Source organism: Aliirhizobium wenxiniae (genome assembly GCF_019511445.1).
GTDB classification, from domain to species: domain Bacteria; phylum Pseudomonadota; class Alphaproteobacteria; order Rhizobiales; family Rhizobiaceae; genus Neorhizobium; species Neorhizobium wenxiniae_A.
In genome coordinates, this window is record NZ_JAEUAN010000008.1 from 86,078 (window position 1) to 101,564 (window position 15,487).

Genomic DNA, 15,487 nt, shown 5'->3' on the forward strand with positions numbered 1-15,487 from the left:
CTCAGCGCAGTTTGGGATTGAGAGCGTCACGCAGCCAGTCGCCCAGCACGTTGATCGAGACGACGAGCAGACAGAGCTGCAAGCCGGGGAAAAGCACGATCCACCACTGGCCGGAAAACAGGAACTGGTTGCCGATGCGGATCAGGGTGCCGAGCGACGGCTGTTCCGGCGGCATGCCGACGCCGAGGAAGGAAAGCGTCGCCTCGATCAAGATACCGAGGCCGAAATTCAGCGTCGCAGTCACCAGAAGCGGCGTGGTGGTGTTGGGAAGGATATGCTTGATCAATATCCGCCATGTCGGCACGCGGATCAGCCGGGCGGCCTGCACATATTCCTTGTTGCGCTCGACCATGGTCAGCGCCCGGACGGTGCGGGCATATTGCACCCACGCCGAAAGCGAGATGGCGAGCACGATGACGCCCGAGGCACCGACTTCTCTGAGCGAGGGCGGCAGCGCCTGCCGTGCGAGCGCCGAGACGAGGATGGCGATCAGCATGGTCGGCATCGACAGGAGAACGTCGCCTGCCCGCATCAGCAGGCCATCCGCCCATTTGCCGTAATAACCGGCGACCAATCCGAGAGCCGAGCCGACGATCAGCGATACCGCAACCGAGGCAGCGCCGATGACGATCGATGCCCGCGAGCCGTAAAGGATGGCGGAAAGGAGATCGCGGCCCTGCGTATCGGTGCCGAGGATGAACGGCCACTGGCCCTCCTCCATCCAGATCGGCGGGATCTCGGCGTTCAACAGGTCGAGCGAGGCGAGATCATAGGGGTTCTGGACGGTGATCAGCGGCGCGAGGAACGCCGAGCCGATGAGAAGCAACAACAGGATTGCAGCGCCGACGGCGGAAGGGTGATGAGTGAAACTCCACCACAGATCGGAATCCCGCAGGCGGGAAAACCAGGAGGGAGCGGAGCGGATCTGCTGCTTTGTCGTCTGTTCAACGATAGTCATGAATGTCTCCCGTCACGCTGCGCGCAGGCGCGGGTCGATTACCGCGTAGGCAATGTCGACGAACGTGTTCAGCGTCACGAAGATGAAGGATACGATGCAGAGATAGGCTGCCATGACGGGGATATCGACGAAGGTGACGGCCTGCATGAACAGCATGCCCATGCCCGGCCACTGGAAGACGGTTTCAGTGACGAGCGCAAAGGCGATCAGATTGCCCACCTGCATGGCCGTCAGCGTCACCACCGGCATGAGACAGTTTTTCAGTGCATGGCGGAACCAGAGTGCTCGACGCTTCACCCCGCGAGCACGGGCGAACTTGATGAAATCGGCGCGCAATATTTCCAGCATTTCGGCACGCACGAGCCGCATCACCAGTGTGATCTGGAAAAGCGACAAAGACAGCGCCGGCAGTACGATTGCGGCGCGGCCGGAGGGCGTCAGCAATCCTGTCGACCACCAGCCGAGCTGCACGACCTCGCCGCGGCCATAGCCAGGCAGCCAGCCGAGGCTGACGGAAAAGGCAAGGATCAGGATGATGCCGACGAAGAAGCTCGGCAGCGAGACACCGACAATGGAGGAAAACTGCAGTCCCTCCGCCCACCAGCGTCCGCGCCCGATCGCGGTGAAGACACCGAGCGGAATGCCGATCGCCAGCGACAGGATGGTGGCGATGATGACCAGTTCGAAGGTTGCCGGGAAACGCTCGCCGATCAGGGTTATGACATTCTGCTGATTGCGCCAGGAAAGACCGAATTGGCCTTGAGCGGCATTGGTGACGAAACGCAGATATTGCACCAGGAACCCGTCATTCAGGCCGAGCCGGCTGCGCAACTCGTCTCGCTCCACCTGGGTGGCGCTTTCGTTCACCATCATCTCGACGGGATCGCCGAGGAAACGGAAGATGAGGAAGGCGAAAAAGGCGACTGTCAGCATCACGAGGATAGCGTTGCCGACGCGTTTTACGAGGAAGGCGATCATGGTCGCGACGTCCCTGGTTTCAAGCGAGATAAGGGGACCCCTTGCCGGTGTGATCGACGGCAAGGGGCCTGGCGACTTACATCTTCACCAGCCAGAGGCGGGGAAGGTTGTCCGAGAAGAGCGGGAAATCCTTGATCTTCGCGGTGGTCGCCCAAGCGAGCGGTTGCTGGTGCAGCGGGATCATCAGGGCATGCTCCTTGGCGATCTTCAGCGATTGCGCTTCCATCGCCAGGCGCTTGGTCTGATCGAGTTCGACGGCGGACGCTTCCGTTACCTTGTCGAATTCCTTGTCGGACCAGCCGCCCCAGTTGAAGATGCCGAACGAGCCTTCCTTCGTGTGCAGGACCTGCGAGGTCAGGCTGTAAGTATCGAGCATGGGCAGGGTCGCCCAGCCGAGGGTGTAGACATCGACCTTGCCGGCAGAACGTTTCGGTGTCTGCACCGCGCGAGTGCCCTGATCCAGCTTCGGCTTGAGGCCGACGCGCGACCACATGGAAGCAACCGCCTGGCAGATCTGCTCCTCGTTGACGAGACTGTCGGCGCAGTTGAACTCGAATTCGAAACCTTCCGCACCGGCTTCCTTCAAAAGAGCCTTGGCCTTTTCCGGATCGGCCTTGACCGGGGTATCGAGCGCTGCGTCATAACCTGGGATCTGCGGGGCCACCAGCGCGCCGGCATTGCGCGATTTTCCGCGCATCACCTTCTTGTTGATCAGGTCGAGATCGATGGCGAGCTGCATCGCCTGGCGAACGCGCAGATCCTTCATCGGGTTCGCAGCACCCGATAGAAGCTGGTCGCGCTGGGAGAAGCCGATCATCACTGTGCGAAGATCTGTGCCTTCCAGAACCTTCACCTCGGGCGAAGCGGCAAGCCGCGGCAGGTCCTGCACCGGCGCCTGATCGGTAAAATCGATATCGCCGGCCAGAAGTGCGGCGACTCGGGTTGCCGGCGAGGCAATAGGGGTCAGCTCGATGCGGTCGATATTGTGCTCCGTCTTGTCCCACCAACCGTCGAATTTGGTGAAGACCGTCTTTGCATCCGGCTGGCGGCTTTCGACCTTGAACGGGCCAGTCCCGTTTTCATTGTAGGTTGCATAACCTTCGCTACCGGATCCGACATCGGTCGGCGCTTCGGCATTGTTGTCCTTCAGCCAGCCCGCATCGAAAATGTAGATGGTGGTGAGGTCGTTCGGCAGAAGCGGATAATGGGCGGAAACATCGATTTCGATCGTGTGTGCATCAATGACGCGGGAGCCCTTATAGGCCGGGATGTTGCCGCGCAGCGGCGACTTCGGGTCAGAGGCGCGCTTCAATGACGCCTGCACATCTTCTGCCGTGAAGTCTGCCCCGTTGTGGAACTTCACGCCTTCCCGCAGTTTGAACCGCCATGTCGTCGGCGAAACGATTTCCCAGGATGTGGCGAGCGCCGGCTCGATCTTCAGATTGCGGTCGTAGCGGACAAGCCCTTCATAGGCGTGGTTGAGGACGCCAAGCGCAAAGCTGTCGCCGTAGGAATAGGGATCGAGCGAACTGATATCGCGCGAGGCACCCCATTTTAGCGTTCCGGCCGTGGCCGGCATAGCTAAGGCGAGAAGCGCAACACCTCCCACCAGAATTCTCGATAAATGCATTGATAATTCCCCTCGGATTGCATGCAATTCTGGCAAGACGATGCTTGTGGCTGGAACGCATGGCATTGAAACCGGTTACTGCAGGCGGCTTTTAGCGCTTTCTCTGACAGTTCGGCTCGAGGCTAAATCAGAACGAATGCGAGTTCAATAGAAAATTGCATGCAATTTATTAGGCTGGATGATGTACGATTTTTATGCGATATGCTGATTAAACTGCATTCAGTCGAAAGAGCGACAGCGATGTCCACCAATCTCAGCAGGAGCGATGCGATCTACGCCTCGCTTCGCCGCGCAATTCTCGAACAGGCACTGAAGCCGGGCACGAAACTGCCGGAAGATTCCATCGGTGACACGTTCGGCGTCAGTCGCACGAGTGCCCGTAATGCGTTGCTGCGGCTCGCCTCGGACGGTCTTGTCGAGATCAAGCCGAACCGCGGCGCGGCCGTCGCCATGCCGACGCTGGAAGAAGCGGAAGAGGTTTTTGCCCTCAGGCGTTGCCTTGAGCGTGAGGTGATCGAACGGCTCTGCAAGCGCATGCCGCGCGACGGCATCGATGCGCTGATCAGCCATGTACGCGAGGAAGAAAGGGCGCTTCAGGCATCTTCCCCGCGCTCCATCCGGCTTGCCGGCGAATTTCACATCCTGCTTGCCGAACTCACCGGCTCGAAACTTCTCATCGACTTCATCAGCCAGGTCGTCTCGCGCTCGTCGCTGATCCTTGCCCGCTTCGGACGCCCGCATTCCGCCGAATGCGGTATCGACGAACATGTCCAATTGATCGAGGCACTCAAAGAGCAAGATCCGCAGACGGCTTGCCGGATCATGGACCACCATCTGCATGCAGTCGAAGACCGCGCCAAGACGGATGACAAGGATGACGGCCCCGACATTACCGAAATCCTCAACCGCTACATGTCGGCATCCGATTGAGATGAGCCAGCCAGAAAAGGTCGTTGCGCGGTCCAAACGCGGTGTCGTGACAAGCCCGCATCATCTTGCCAGCCAAGCCGGAGCCAAAGTTCTGCGCCGTGGCGGCACGGCAGTCGAAGCGGTGATCGCGGCGGGAGCCGCACTGGCGGTGCTTTATCCGCATTTCTGCGGGCTGGGCGGAGATGCGATCTGGATCATTGCCGACCGCGCCGGCCGTCGCAAGGCAATCATGGGGATAGGCCAGGCTGCAAGTGACTTGCCGACGCTCGAAACCATTCCTGCTCGTGGCCCGCTATCGGCCCTGACGACTGCCGCAGTCATCGACAGCTGGGGCAAGGCACTCGGTTTTTCGCGAGAGAACTGGCAGGGCAAAGAGAATTTGGCGTCTCTGCTCGCCGACGCAATCGAACTGGCGGAGGCAGGCTTTCCGGTCAGCAGATCGCAACAACATTGGCATGCGTTCCGAAGCGGAGAGATTGAGAGCTGGCCGGGGGTCGCAAGCGCTTTCGTGACACAAGGGCTTCAGCGCCAACCGCAAATCGCCGAAGTCCTGAAAACGATCGCCCTGCAGGGACATCGCGAATTCTACGAGGGTGAACTCGCATATCGCATTGCCAAGACACTGAAATCCGTCGGCAGCCCGATCCGGATGAGTGATCTGGCGAAGACGGCAGCAACGCTCACCGACACGGTATCCCTCACCTATCGCGACATGGAACTTCTGGCGCCACCACCGCCTTCACAGGGCATTTCGACACTAGCGATCATGGGAATCCTCTCGAATTTTCCGATGCGAGATGTCGATCCGACGTCTGCCGACTTTTATCATCTCTGTGTCGAGGCGGTGAAGCAGGCGTTTCTCGACCGCGGGCGGATCGCCGATCCGGACTTCGCCGCGCAACATTGTGCTGAATGGCTGGCAAGAGATTATCTCGCGGCCAAGTCGGATGCGATCGATCCCGCATCCGCCCTGCCCTGGCCCCACCGCTTCCAGACCGGTGACACAGTCTATCTTGCCGCCGTGGATGCCGAAGGCCGATCGGCGAGTGTGTTGCAGAGCACTTATTACGACTGGGGCAGCGGCGTCTTGCTGCCGGATACTGGTATTCTCTGGCAGAACCGTGGGGCCGCGTTCAGCACCGATCCGCAAAGCCCCAACGTGCTGGCGCCCGGCAAGCGGCCCTTCTACACGCTCAATCCCGGCCTCGGCCTGAAGAACGGGATGCCGCATCTTCTCTACGGTACCCAGGGCGCAGACGGACAGCCGCAGACACTGACCGTTCTTCTCAGCCGATTGATAGATCACGATTTCGATCCGCTTTCCGCTCTTACAGCCCCCCGTTTCCTATTGGGCCGCACCTTCTCCGACACCCGCGACAACCTGAAGATCGAGGATGCGGTCGGCGGGAATGTTCTGGCAGAGCTTGCCGGTCGCGGGCACGAAGTCATTCCGATCCCTGCCCTCAATGCTCTCTCCGGCCAGGCTGGCGTCATTCGATTGAACGAGGACGGCTGGATGGAAGGGGCTCATGACCCGCGCAGCGATGGCTGCGCTATCGGCATATAGGTTTCAGATGGAAGTCGATCTTGTTCTCCGCAATGTTTCCGTTGCCCGACATCCGGGCCTCGTCGATATCGCCATCCGGGACGGCCTGATAGCGGAAATAGGAAACAGGATTTCCTGTGAGGCAGTGGAGGAAGAGGATCTGGAAGGCGCATTCGCCTTTCCCGGCTTTGCTGAAAGCCACATCCATCTCGACAAGGCTTGCATCATGGAGCGCTGCTCGATCTGCGCGGGCACGCTCGAAGAGGCCGTGCGCGAAACGGCTAAGGCAAAGGCCGGGTTCTCCGAAGACGACGTCTACATGCGAGCATCGATGCTGGTCGAAAAGGCGATCATGCATGGCACCAACCGGATGCGGACATTTGTCGAGATCGATCCGCGTGCAGGATTGCGTTCCTTCGAGGCCATCAAGCGGGTTCGCGACAACTATGCCTTCGCGATCGATATCCAGATCTGCGCCTTTGCGCAGGAAGGGCTGACACAGGAACCGGAAACCGAAGCCATGCTCGACGAGGCGCTCCACTCAGGCGCCGACCTGATCGGCGGATGCCCCTATACCGATGTGGATTCAGCCGAGCATGTCCGCAGGATCTTCGCGCTTGCGCGAAAGCATGATGTCGATATCGACTTCCATCTCGATTTCAACCTTGATCCGGCAAAGACCGATCTTCCAGCGGTGATCGAAGCAACGTGCGCGAATGGTTATGCCGGCCGCGTTACGATCGGTCACGTCACGAATCTGTCGATGCTCGATCCCGATACACTTGCCGTGGTTGGCAGAAAGATTGCCGATGCAGGTATCGCTCTTACCGTTCTGCCTGCAACGGATCTGTTTCTCATGGGGCGGCAATCGAACTTCAGCATTCCGCGTGGGATCGCACCGGCCAACGCCCTCTCGGCGTTGGGCGTCAGAACGGCAATCGCGACCAACAATGTGCTGAACCCGTTCACGCCATTCGGCGATGCTTCTTTGGCACGCATGGCCAATCTTTATGCCAATGTCATGCAGCTATCGCGTGACGAAGATATCGCGCTCGTCTTCGATATGGTGAGCGCGCAAGCCTCTGAGATCATGGGCTTGCGCCATGATCTCGCAGTCGGTGGGCCGGCAGACATTGTGGCCCTCGATGCGGCAGATCCATGCGAGGTCGTGCGAGCCTCGGCGCCTGCTCTTGCTGGATGGAAGCGCGGATTGAAGACGTTTTCGCGCCCAAGGCCTCAACTCTTGAAAGCCAAGACGACGCCCAGCCTGTCGGCAATCTCTGGATAGCCAAGCCTGACTGGTCAATTGCCAGTCAGCGCTTAGCGTCGATCCCGGATTGCCTATGGCTGGCTATCTGCTTTCCTGACGGGCGACAACAAATCCGCTGCGTCGGCAACGATCGCGGCTGCTTCGGTTTTCAGGACGTCCTTCGCATTCTTTCGCGCATTTTCGAGCGCAAGATCGGCACTCAAGCTGCGCTCGTTTGCCTGCAGCCCGTCGTCCTCGCCACGCAGCAAACCGTCGTCGCCTTGCGCACGTTCCTTCAGGCGGCGCTCAAGCGCTCGCATCTCTTCCCGGCGCTCCGCTTCGTTAAGGGAGATGACGCGTTTTTCCCGTTGCGCCTTCAATTCCGCAGCATCCTCGACGAACCGCTGGAAGTCCGGGTCATTTTTCACGCGTGCTTCGTGTCGGCTCAGCAATTCTGGCAGTAATGAAGCTGTCTTGTTCGACGCTTTATATCTCGCAGGCTTGATCTTGTCCCATGGCAGCGCGTTGTCATAGCTCGACTCGCCAACGATTTTCGGATCCAGGAGGCCCGGCAGAGTGATGTCGGGTGTGACGCCACGAAGCTGGGTTGTCCCACCATCGATGCGGAAGAATTGGGCGATCGTCAGCTTCAACTGGCCATATTTCGGCGTGTCGTTGCGGGCAGCCTGATCGAGATCGATGACGGTCTGCACCGTGCCCTTGCCGAAACTGGGCTCGCCGATGATAACGCCGCGACCATAATCCTGTATCGCTGCTGCGAAAATCTCTGATGCGGAAGCCGATCCGCGATTGATCAGGACACCGGTCGGCCCAGTCCAGGCAGGCTTGGAAAGATCATCGCTTTCCACCTCTACCCTGCCGGCAGCATCGCGTTGTTGGACAACCGGACCTTTCCCGACGAAAAGGCCTGTCAGTTCGATCGCTTCGCTCAAAGAGCCGCCGCCATTGTCACGCAGATCGATCAAAACAGCATCGACCTTTTCCTGCTTCAACTCTCCGAGAAGCTTGGCAACGTCGCGGCTGGCGCTTCGGTAGTTCTTGTCGCCCTTACGCCGTGCTTCGAAATCCTCGTAGAACGCCGGGAGCGCAATGACCCCGATCTTGCGGGATACGCCATGGTCCTCGATCGGCACGATCGTCTTCTTCGCAGCCTGTTTTTCGAGGCTGATCTTGTCGCGCACCAGGCTGATGACCCGGTGGCTTCCATTGGCGGCGGTCTCTGCGGGGAGAATATCGAGCCGTACGACGGAATCTTTTTCTCCGCGGATCAACTGAACAACTTCATCGAGGCGAATGCCAACCACTTCCTTGACGGCACCAGCTTTGCCCTGGCCCACACCGATAATGCGATCTCCGACCGCCAGTTGCCCGGACAGTTGCGCCGGTCCGCCGGGTACAAGTTCTCGGATGGTCGTGTAACCATCACGCTCCTGCAGGACCGCGCCGATACCGACCAGCGAAAGCTTCATCGAGATGTCGAAATCTGCCGAGGCAGCCGCACCGAAATAGTCGGTATGCGGATCGACGGAGGTCGTGTAGGCAGCCATGAAGGACTGGAAAACGTCGTCGCTTTTGTAGGTGTAGACGCGTTGCAGGATATTCTCGTAACGCTTGTCGAGGGTATTGCGAATTGCTGCATCGGCCTGGCCTGCCAATTTCAGCCGCAGCCAGTCGCTCTTGACGCTTTTGCGCCAAAGGTCGTGAATCTGATCTTCCGATTGCGGCCATGCCACGTCTTCGCGCGAGAAGGTGTAGTCTTCACGCACGCTAAAATCGAAGCCCTGTTTGAGCAGGCCCCGCGCATATGTCATGCGGTCCACAACGCGCTGCGAATAGATGTTGAATATCGAAAACGGGATTTTCAGGTCTTCGTTGCTGATGGCATCGTCGATCATGGTCTTGTTCACCATGAACTTGTCGATATCAGCCTGGAGGAAAAAACTACGGTCAGGATCAAGCGACTTGAGATACCGGTCCATGATCTTTTCCGACAAGGCGTCATCCAGCGGAACCGGCTTATAGGCATACCGCTCTAGAAACTGCGCGCTCAAATTGGCGGCTTCCGCCTGGCTCTTTTGCGGTGCCAGAACAGGAGGCGTCCCAAGCTCCAAGGCATAGGCAGACGGTGCCAGGAGAAGGAACAGACCAATGAAACCGTAACGAATGCGCATTCAGCTTTAATCCCAGGTGCAGAGAGATAATACTAGGTGTCGCATTAACTGCGTCGCTTTAGCAACCCAAGTCTATACGCAACAATTCGTGTCTGGCGTCACACATTGTCGAGATGATGTCGAACCAAGGCCGATATCCTCTCTTCCGTTGATTGCTGCCAGATGTTCGCCTGCGTCGCCGCGAGCGCCTGTGGAAGTCGTAAGACTTAACTCGGCCTTTCCCTCGCTCGGATTTTGCTATCTTTATATGCCTGCATTCGCACATTCTTTGGGAGGAAATATGCGCGCAGTCCTGAACGAAGTCGAAAAACGCCGCGCGGAGGCAAGGTTGGGCGGCGGTTTCAAGCGGATCGAGGCCCAGCATGCCAAAGGCAAGCTGACCGCCCGTGAGCGGATCGAAGTGCTGCTCGACGAAGGCTCGTTCGAAGAATTCGACATGTATGTCACCCATCGCGCCGTCGATTTCGGCATGGCGGATCAGAAGGTTGCGGGTGATGGGGTGGTCACGGGCTGGGGAACGATCAACGGTCGCCAGGTCTATGTCTTCTCCCAGGATTTCACTGTGCTCGGCGGTTCCTTGTCCGAGACCCATGCGCAAAAGATCTGCAAGATCATGGACATGGCGGTGCGGGTCGGCGCTCCGGTGATCGGCCTCAACGACTCGGGCGGTGCGCGGATACAAGAAGGCGTTGCCTCGCTCGCCGGTTACGCGGAGGTCTTTCGCCGCAACGCAGAGGCTTCGGGCGTCATTCCGCAGATCTCCGTCATCATGGGGCCTTGCGCCGGTGGTGCGGTCTATTCGCCGGCCATGACCGATTTCATCTTCATGGTGCGGGATTCGTCCTACATGTTCGTGACTGGCCCCGATGTGGTGAAAACCGTAACGAACGAAATCGTAACCGCAGAAGAGCTCGGCGGAGCGACTACCCACACGCAAAAATCATCGGTGGCCGATGCTGCCTTCGAAAACGACATCGAGGCGCTGGAAGCGGTTCGCCAGCTTTTCGACTTCCTGCCGCTCAACAATCGCGACAAGGTTCCAGTCAGGCCTTTTCACGACGATCCGTCACGGGTCGAAATGCGCCTCGATACACTCGTGCCAGATAGCGCGACCAAGCCCTATGACATGAAGGAACTGATCACGGCGCTTGCCGACGAGGGCGTCTTTTTCGAGATTCAGCAGGCTTTTGCGAAGAACATAATCACCGGCTTCCTCCGTATCGAGGGTCAAACAGTCGGCGTGGTCGCCAACCAGCCGATGGTTCTGGCCGGCTGCCTGGATATCGATTCGTCGCGCAAGGCGGCGCGGTTCGTCCGCTTCTGCGATGCCTTTTCTATCCCGATCCTGACGCTGGTCGACGTTCCCGGTTTTCTGCCGGGCACCGCGCAGGAATATGGCGGCGTTATCAAGCATGGCGCCAAGCTTCTGTTTGCCTATTCGGAAGCGACCGTTCCTATGGTGACGCTGATCACGCGAAAAGCCTATGGTGGCGCCTATGACGTGATGGCGTCGAAGCATATCGGCGCCGATATCAACTATGCCTGGCCAACGGCCGAGATTGCCGTGATGGGCGCCAAAGGCGCGACCGAGATCCTTTATCGCTCCGAACTTTCCGACCCGGACAAGATCGCCGCCCGTACGACGGAATACGAGGAACGTTTTGCCAATCCCTTCGTCGCCGCTGAACGCGGCTTCATCGACGAGGTGATCATGCCGCATTCGTCCCGCCGCCGCATCGCCCGCGCCTTTGCCTCGCTGCGCAACAAGCAGGTGACGACGCATTGGAAAAAACACGATACGATACCGCTCTGAAGGCCCGCAAACATGTTCAAGAAAATCCTCATCGCCAATCGTGGCGAAATCGCCTGCCGGGTTATCAGGACCGCGCAGAAGATGGGTATCGCAACGGTTGCGGTCTATTCGGATGCCGACGCGAATGCGCTGCATGTGTCGATGGCCGATGAAGCCGTTCATATCGGCCCGGCACCCTCCAACCAGTCCTATATCGTCATCGACAAGATACTCGATGCGATTGCCAGAACCGGCGCGGATGCGGTGCATCCGGGTTATGGCTTTCTGTCGGAAAATGCCGCTTTTGCCGCGGCTCTCGAAAGAGCCGGTGTCACCTTCATCGGTCCGCCCGTAAAGGCCATCGAGGCGATGGGTGACAAGATCACGTCGAAAAAGATCGCGTCTGAGGCAGGTGTCTCGACCGTGCCCGGGCATATGGGCCTGATCGAGGATGCTGACGAGGCGGTGAAAATCTCTTCTTCTATCGGCTATCCGGTCATGATCAAGGCGTCTGCCGGTGGCGGCGGCAAGGGCATGCGTATCGCCTGGAACGATGCGGAAGCGCGGGAAGGCTTTCAGTCTTCGAAAAACGAAGCCAAGGCCTCCTTCGGCGATGACCGCATCTTCATCGAAAAATTCGTCGATCAGCCGCGCCATATCGAGATCCAGGTTCTGGGCGACCAACATGGAAACACGCTTTATCTCGGCGAACGGGAATGCTCCATCCAGCGCCGGAACCAGAAGGTGATCGAGGAAGCCCCCTCGCCTTTCCTTGATGAAGCCACCCGCAAGGCCATGGGCGAGCAGGCGGTCGCGCTTGCGAAAGCAGTCGGTTATTTCTCCGCCGGCACGGTGGAATTCATCGTCGATGGCAAACGCAACTTCTACTTCCTCGAGATGAACACTCGCCTGCAGGTCGAGCATCCGGTGACCGAACTCGTCACCGGCATCGACCTCGTCGAGCAGATGATCCGTATTGCCGCCGGCGAAAAGCTCTCTCTCAAACAGAAAGACGTGGTGCTTCGCGGCTGGGCAATCGAAAGCCGTCTCTATGCCGAAGACCCCTATCGCAACTTCCTGCCGTCGATCGGCCGTCTTTCCCGTTATCGCCCGCCGGTCGAGGGACTGCAGGATAGCGGAGCCGTTATCCGTAACGATACCGGTGTGTTCGAGGGCGGCGAGATCTCGATGTATTATGACCCGATGATCGCCAAGCTTTGCAGTTGGGCCGAGGACCGGACAGCCGCGATCAACGCCATGGGCACGGCGCTCGATGCGTTCGAGGTGGAAGGAATCGGCCACAACCTGCCCTTCCTGTCTGCGGTTATGCAGCAGGAACGGTTTCGCTCCGGCAAGCTGACGACTGCCTATATAACGGAGGAGTTTCCGGATGGCTTTTCCGGCGTCGAGCCCGATGTTGGCGATGCGCGCAAGCTTGCGGCCATCGCGGCGCTAGTCAATCAGTCTTTGGAGGAGCGGGCAACCTGGATTTCCGGCACGCTGTCCAAGCGTCGCCGGGCGGTGGCGAAAGACTGGGTCGTGACGCTCTCGATTGGCGCAAAGCCCATATTCGAAAGCCCGGTCACACTCGATACAGCAGCCGATGGAGCCTTCGTGCGTTTTGGCGATGCCAATCACATATCCGCTGCGACCGGCTGGTTCCCGGGACAGAGCCTTGCGGACTTTCATCTCGGCGGGGAAAGCCTGATGGTAAAGGTCGATCTGGTGGGATCGGCCGTCCGGCTACGCTGGCACGGCATGGATGTTCTGGCGCGCGTACGCTCACCGCGGATCGCAGAGCTTGCCAGGCTGATGCCGGTCAAGCTGCCGCCGGACACGTCGAAAATGCTGCTTTGCCCGATGCCCGGCGTCATTACGTCTATCGCCGTAAGCGCGGGCGACAAGGTGGAGGCCGGTCAGACGCTTGCCACGGTCGAGGCGATGAAGATGGAAAACGTCCTGAAGGCCGAGAAAGCGGGGCTTGTGAAACGCGTTGCCGCCGCACAGGGCCAAAGCCTTGCCGTGGATGAATTGATCATCGAATTCGAATGATTGCCGGGTGACGCTGCCGCCAGTGATCATAACCGCGCATGTCGAAGCTGATGACATGCAACCTTTCGATCTTCTTCGGCAGGCGCATTTTCCCCCTGCCCGCAATTTCCTCAAGGCGCATGTCACCGTCTTCCATCATCTCCCCGGCCAGCGGCTCGCGGCGGTCAGGGATATCCTGGTCAAAACGCTTCTTGTGCGAGCGAGCTTTCCCGCAGCCGTCAACGGCGTTCAGCATCTGGGAGCAGGTGTTGCCTTCAAGATCGAAAGTCCCGAACTGCAGGAGTTGAGAGTCGAACTCGTCCGCCGCTTCGGCTCCTGGCCCGGCCCGCAGGATCTGCAGAAATTCCGGCCGCATATCACGATCCAGAACAAGGTATCGCGGGCGAAAGCAGACCAGTTGTTTTTCGAGCTGAAAAGCCGGTTCGAACCGACAACAATCCGCATCACCGGGCTCGATCTATGGAGCTATCTGGGCGGTCCGTGGCGTCATGAAGGCCTTGTGTCCTTACCAGATCAAGAGGGGCAATCGCAGCCACAGCCATCCGGTACTGGCTACTGATCTTCGGTCCTCTCGATAACGATTTCGCAATTTCATCAAAAAAACTGAGCTTTCGTCGGAACCGGAAGCCCTGACAGGCATTACGCCCTCGTTCTTTCTCTCACCACACGCGTGATGTCTAAGGTTTGACGACATGCCCAACGCAAGCGACCTTTTACGCCTCGGCCATATTGTGCTTACAGACTTCGGACCGTCATTCTCGATCCTCCTGTCGATTTTCGCCTTGGGCGCCTGGGCCTTGGGCCTTCAGTTCGGAACTGTGCTGAACGATTTTCCGGACTACGGAGAGGGCGTGTTCCAGAATATGCACTCGTCAACCATATCCGATTTCGTCGGATAGACGACGCCCGGCCAGAATAGAGCCGGACGCGTGTTTTTATCGAGAAATCATCTCACCATTCGGCAAGGCTGCCGTCTTCATGTCGCCAGATCGGATTGCGCCAGCGGTGGCCTTCCTTGGCTCTTTCGATCACATAAGCTTCGTCGACTTCGACGCCGAGACCCGGCCCCTGCGGAATGCTGACGAAGCCGTCGGCATAATGGAAGACTTCCTTATTGGAGATATAGTCGAGGATATCATTGCCCTGATTATAGTGGATGCCGAGGCTCTGCTCCTGGATGAAGGCATTGTAGCTGACGGCATCAACCTGCAGGCATGCTGCAAGTGCGATCGGGCCGAGAGGGCAATGCGGCGCCAGCGCCACATCATAAGCCTCCGCCATCGCTGCGATCTTGCGGCATTCGGTGATGCCGCCCGCGTGCGAAAGATCCGGCTGGATGATATCGACATAGCCATCCGACAAAACCTGCTTGAAATCCCAGCGTGAGAATAGCCGCTCCCCGAGCGCGATCGGCGTCGAGCAATGGTTGGCGATTTCCTTCAGCGTTTCGCGATTTTCGGAAAGCACCGGTTCCTCGATGAACATCAGCTTGTAGGGTTCCAGCTCCTTGGCAAGAACCTTTGCCATCGGCTTATGGACACGGCCATGGAAATCGACGCCGATGCCGATATGCGGGCCGACGGCCTCGCGGATTATGGCAATCGTCTCGACTGCCTTCTCGACCTTCTCATTGGTGTCGACGATCTGCATTTCCTCGCAGCCGTTGAGCTTGATGGCCTTGAAACCGCGGGCGACGACATCCTTGGCATTGCGCGCGACGTCCGAGGGACGGTCGCCGCCTATCCAGGAATAGACCTTGATCCGATCCCTGAGCTTGCCGCCAAGCAGCGAGTGGATCGGCTGGCCCAGCGCCTTGCCCTTGATATCCCAGAGCGCCTGGTCGATGCCGGCAAGCGCCGACATATGGACCGCCCCGCCCCGGTAGAACCCGCCGCGATAAAGAACCGTCCAGTGATCCTCGATCAGGAACGGATCCTTGCCGATCAGGTAGTCGGCCATTTCCTGCACCGCAGCTTCGACCGTAAGCGCCCTGCCCTCGACGACCGGCTCACCCCAACCGACGATGCCCTCGTCGGTTTCGATCTTCAGAAACAGCCAGCGCGGCGGCACGATATAGGTGGTCAGCTTGGTGATCTTCATCAAAATACTCCAAATATGAAAAGAATTTCAGCTGCATTGGCGGCCATGGCAAAACCTGCG

General features: G+C 58.8%; 11 protein-coding genes. 6 read left to right on the top strand and 5 right to left on the bottom strand.

The features are described 5' to 3' along the window. Position 1 precedes the first annotated feature (1 nt). The 3 genes from JNB91_RS11885 to JNB91_RS11895 form a co-directional block, all read right to left on the bottom strand. A complete protein-coding gene (locus JNB91_RS11885) occupies positions 2-958 on the bottom strand; it encodes an ABC transporter permease (RefSeq protein WP_220325728.1) in 957 nt (318 codons plus the stop codon). Between the two features lie 12 nt (positions 959-970). Further along, complete coding sequence (locus tag JNB91_RS11890) at positions 971-1,936, bottom strand: ABC transporter permease (protein WP_220325729.1); 966 nt, start codon at positions 1,934-1,936, stop codon at positions 971-973. Between the two features lie 76 nt (positions 1,937-2,012). After that, positions 2,013-3,566 (bottom strand): ABC transporter substrate-binding protein, encoded by a 1,554-nt coding sequence (locus tag JNB91_RS11895; protein ID WP_430736269.1) that lies wholly within the window; start codon positions 3,564-3,566, stop codon positions 2,013-2,015. Positions 3,567-3,806: 240 nt separating this feature from the next. Between JNB91_RS11895 and JNB91_RS11900 the strand changes: the two genes are divergently transcribed. Genes JNB91_RS11900 through JNB91_RS11910 form a run of 3 tightly spaced genes read left to right on the top strand, consistent with a single transcriptional unit; the run spans position 3,807 to position 7,330 of the window. After that, positions 3,807-4,496, top strand: a complete 690-nt coding sequence (locus JNB91_RS11900) for a GntR family transcriptional regulator (protein WP_183685401.1) — start codon at positions 3,807-3,809, stop codon at positions 4,494-4,496. Position 4,497: 1 nt separating this feature from the next. Beyond that, positions 4,498-6,063, top strand: coding sequence for a gamma-glutamyltransferase family protein (locus JNB91_RS11905; protein ID WP_220325730.1), 1,566 nt, complete (start codon positions 4,498-4,500; stop codon positions 6,061-6,063). A 7-nt stretch (positions 6,064-6,070) separates the two neighbouring features. Further along, positions 6,071-7,330, top strand: a complete 1,260-nt coding sequence (locus JNB91_RS11910; protein WP_220325731.1) for an amidohydrolase family protein — start codon at positions 6,071-6,073, stop codon at positions 7,328-7,330. A 53-nt stretch (positions 7,331-7,383) separates the two neighbouring features. On the opposite strand, the gene JNB91_RS11915 is transcribed toward JNB91_RS11910, so the two are convergent. Beyond that, the gene (locus JNB91_RS11915) at positions 7,384-9,483 is read right to left on the bottom strand and encodes a carboxy terminal-processing peptidase (RefSeq protein ID WP_220325732.1); all 2,100 of its coding nucleotides are present in this window, start codon (positions 9,481-9,483) and stop codon (positions 7,384-7,386) included. A 280-nt stretch (positions 9,484-9,763) separates the two neighbouring features. Here JNB91_RS11915 and JNB91_RS11920 point away from each other — a divergent pair, with 280 nt between their 5' ends. The 3 genes from JNB91_RS11920 to JNB91_RS11930 are packed head-to-tail and all read left to right on the top strand — an operon-like array spanning position 9,764 to position 13,886. Beyond that, entirely contained in the window at positions 9,764-11,296 is a 1,533-nt protein-coding gene (locus JNB91_RS11920) for an acyl-CoA carboxylase subunit beta (RefSeq protein ID WP_220325733.1), read from the top strand. 12 nt (positions 11,297-11,308) lie between these two features. Then, entirely contained in the window at positions 11,309-13,327 is a 2,019-nt protein-coding gene (locus JNB91_RS11925) for an acetyl-CoA carboxylase biotin carboxylase subunit (protein ID WP_220325734.1), read from the top strand. 7 nt (positions 13,328-13,334) lie between these two features. Further along, on the top strand, positions 13,335-13,886 hold the full coding sequence (locus tag JNB91_RS11930; protein WP_346269312.1) for a 2'-5' RNA ligase family protein: 552 nt from the start codon (positions 13,335-13,337) through the stop codon (positions 13,884-13,886). A 392-nt stretch (positions 13,887-14,278) separates the two neighbouring features. On the opposite strand, the gene dgoD is transcribed toward JNB91_RS11930, so the two are convergent. Further along, a complete protein-coding gene (gene dgoD / locus JNB91_RS11935) occupies positions 14,279-15,427 on the bottom strand; it encodes a galactonate dehydratase (RefSeq protein ID WP_220325735.1) in 1,149 nt (382 codons plus the stop codon). Positions 15,428-15,487: the final 60 nt, after the last annotated feature.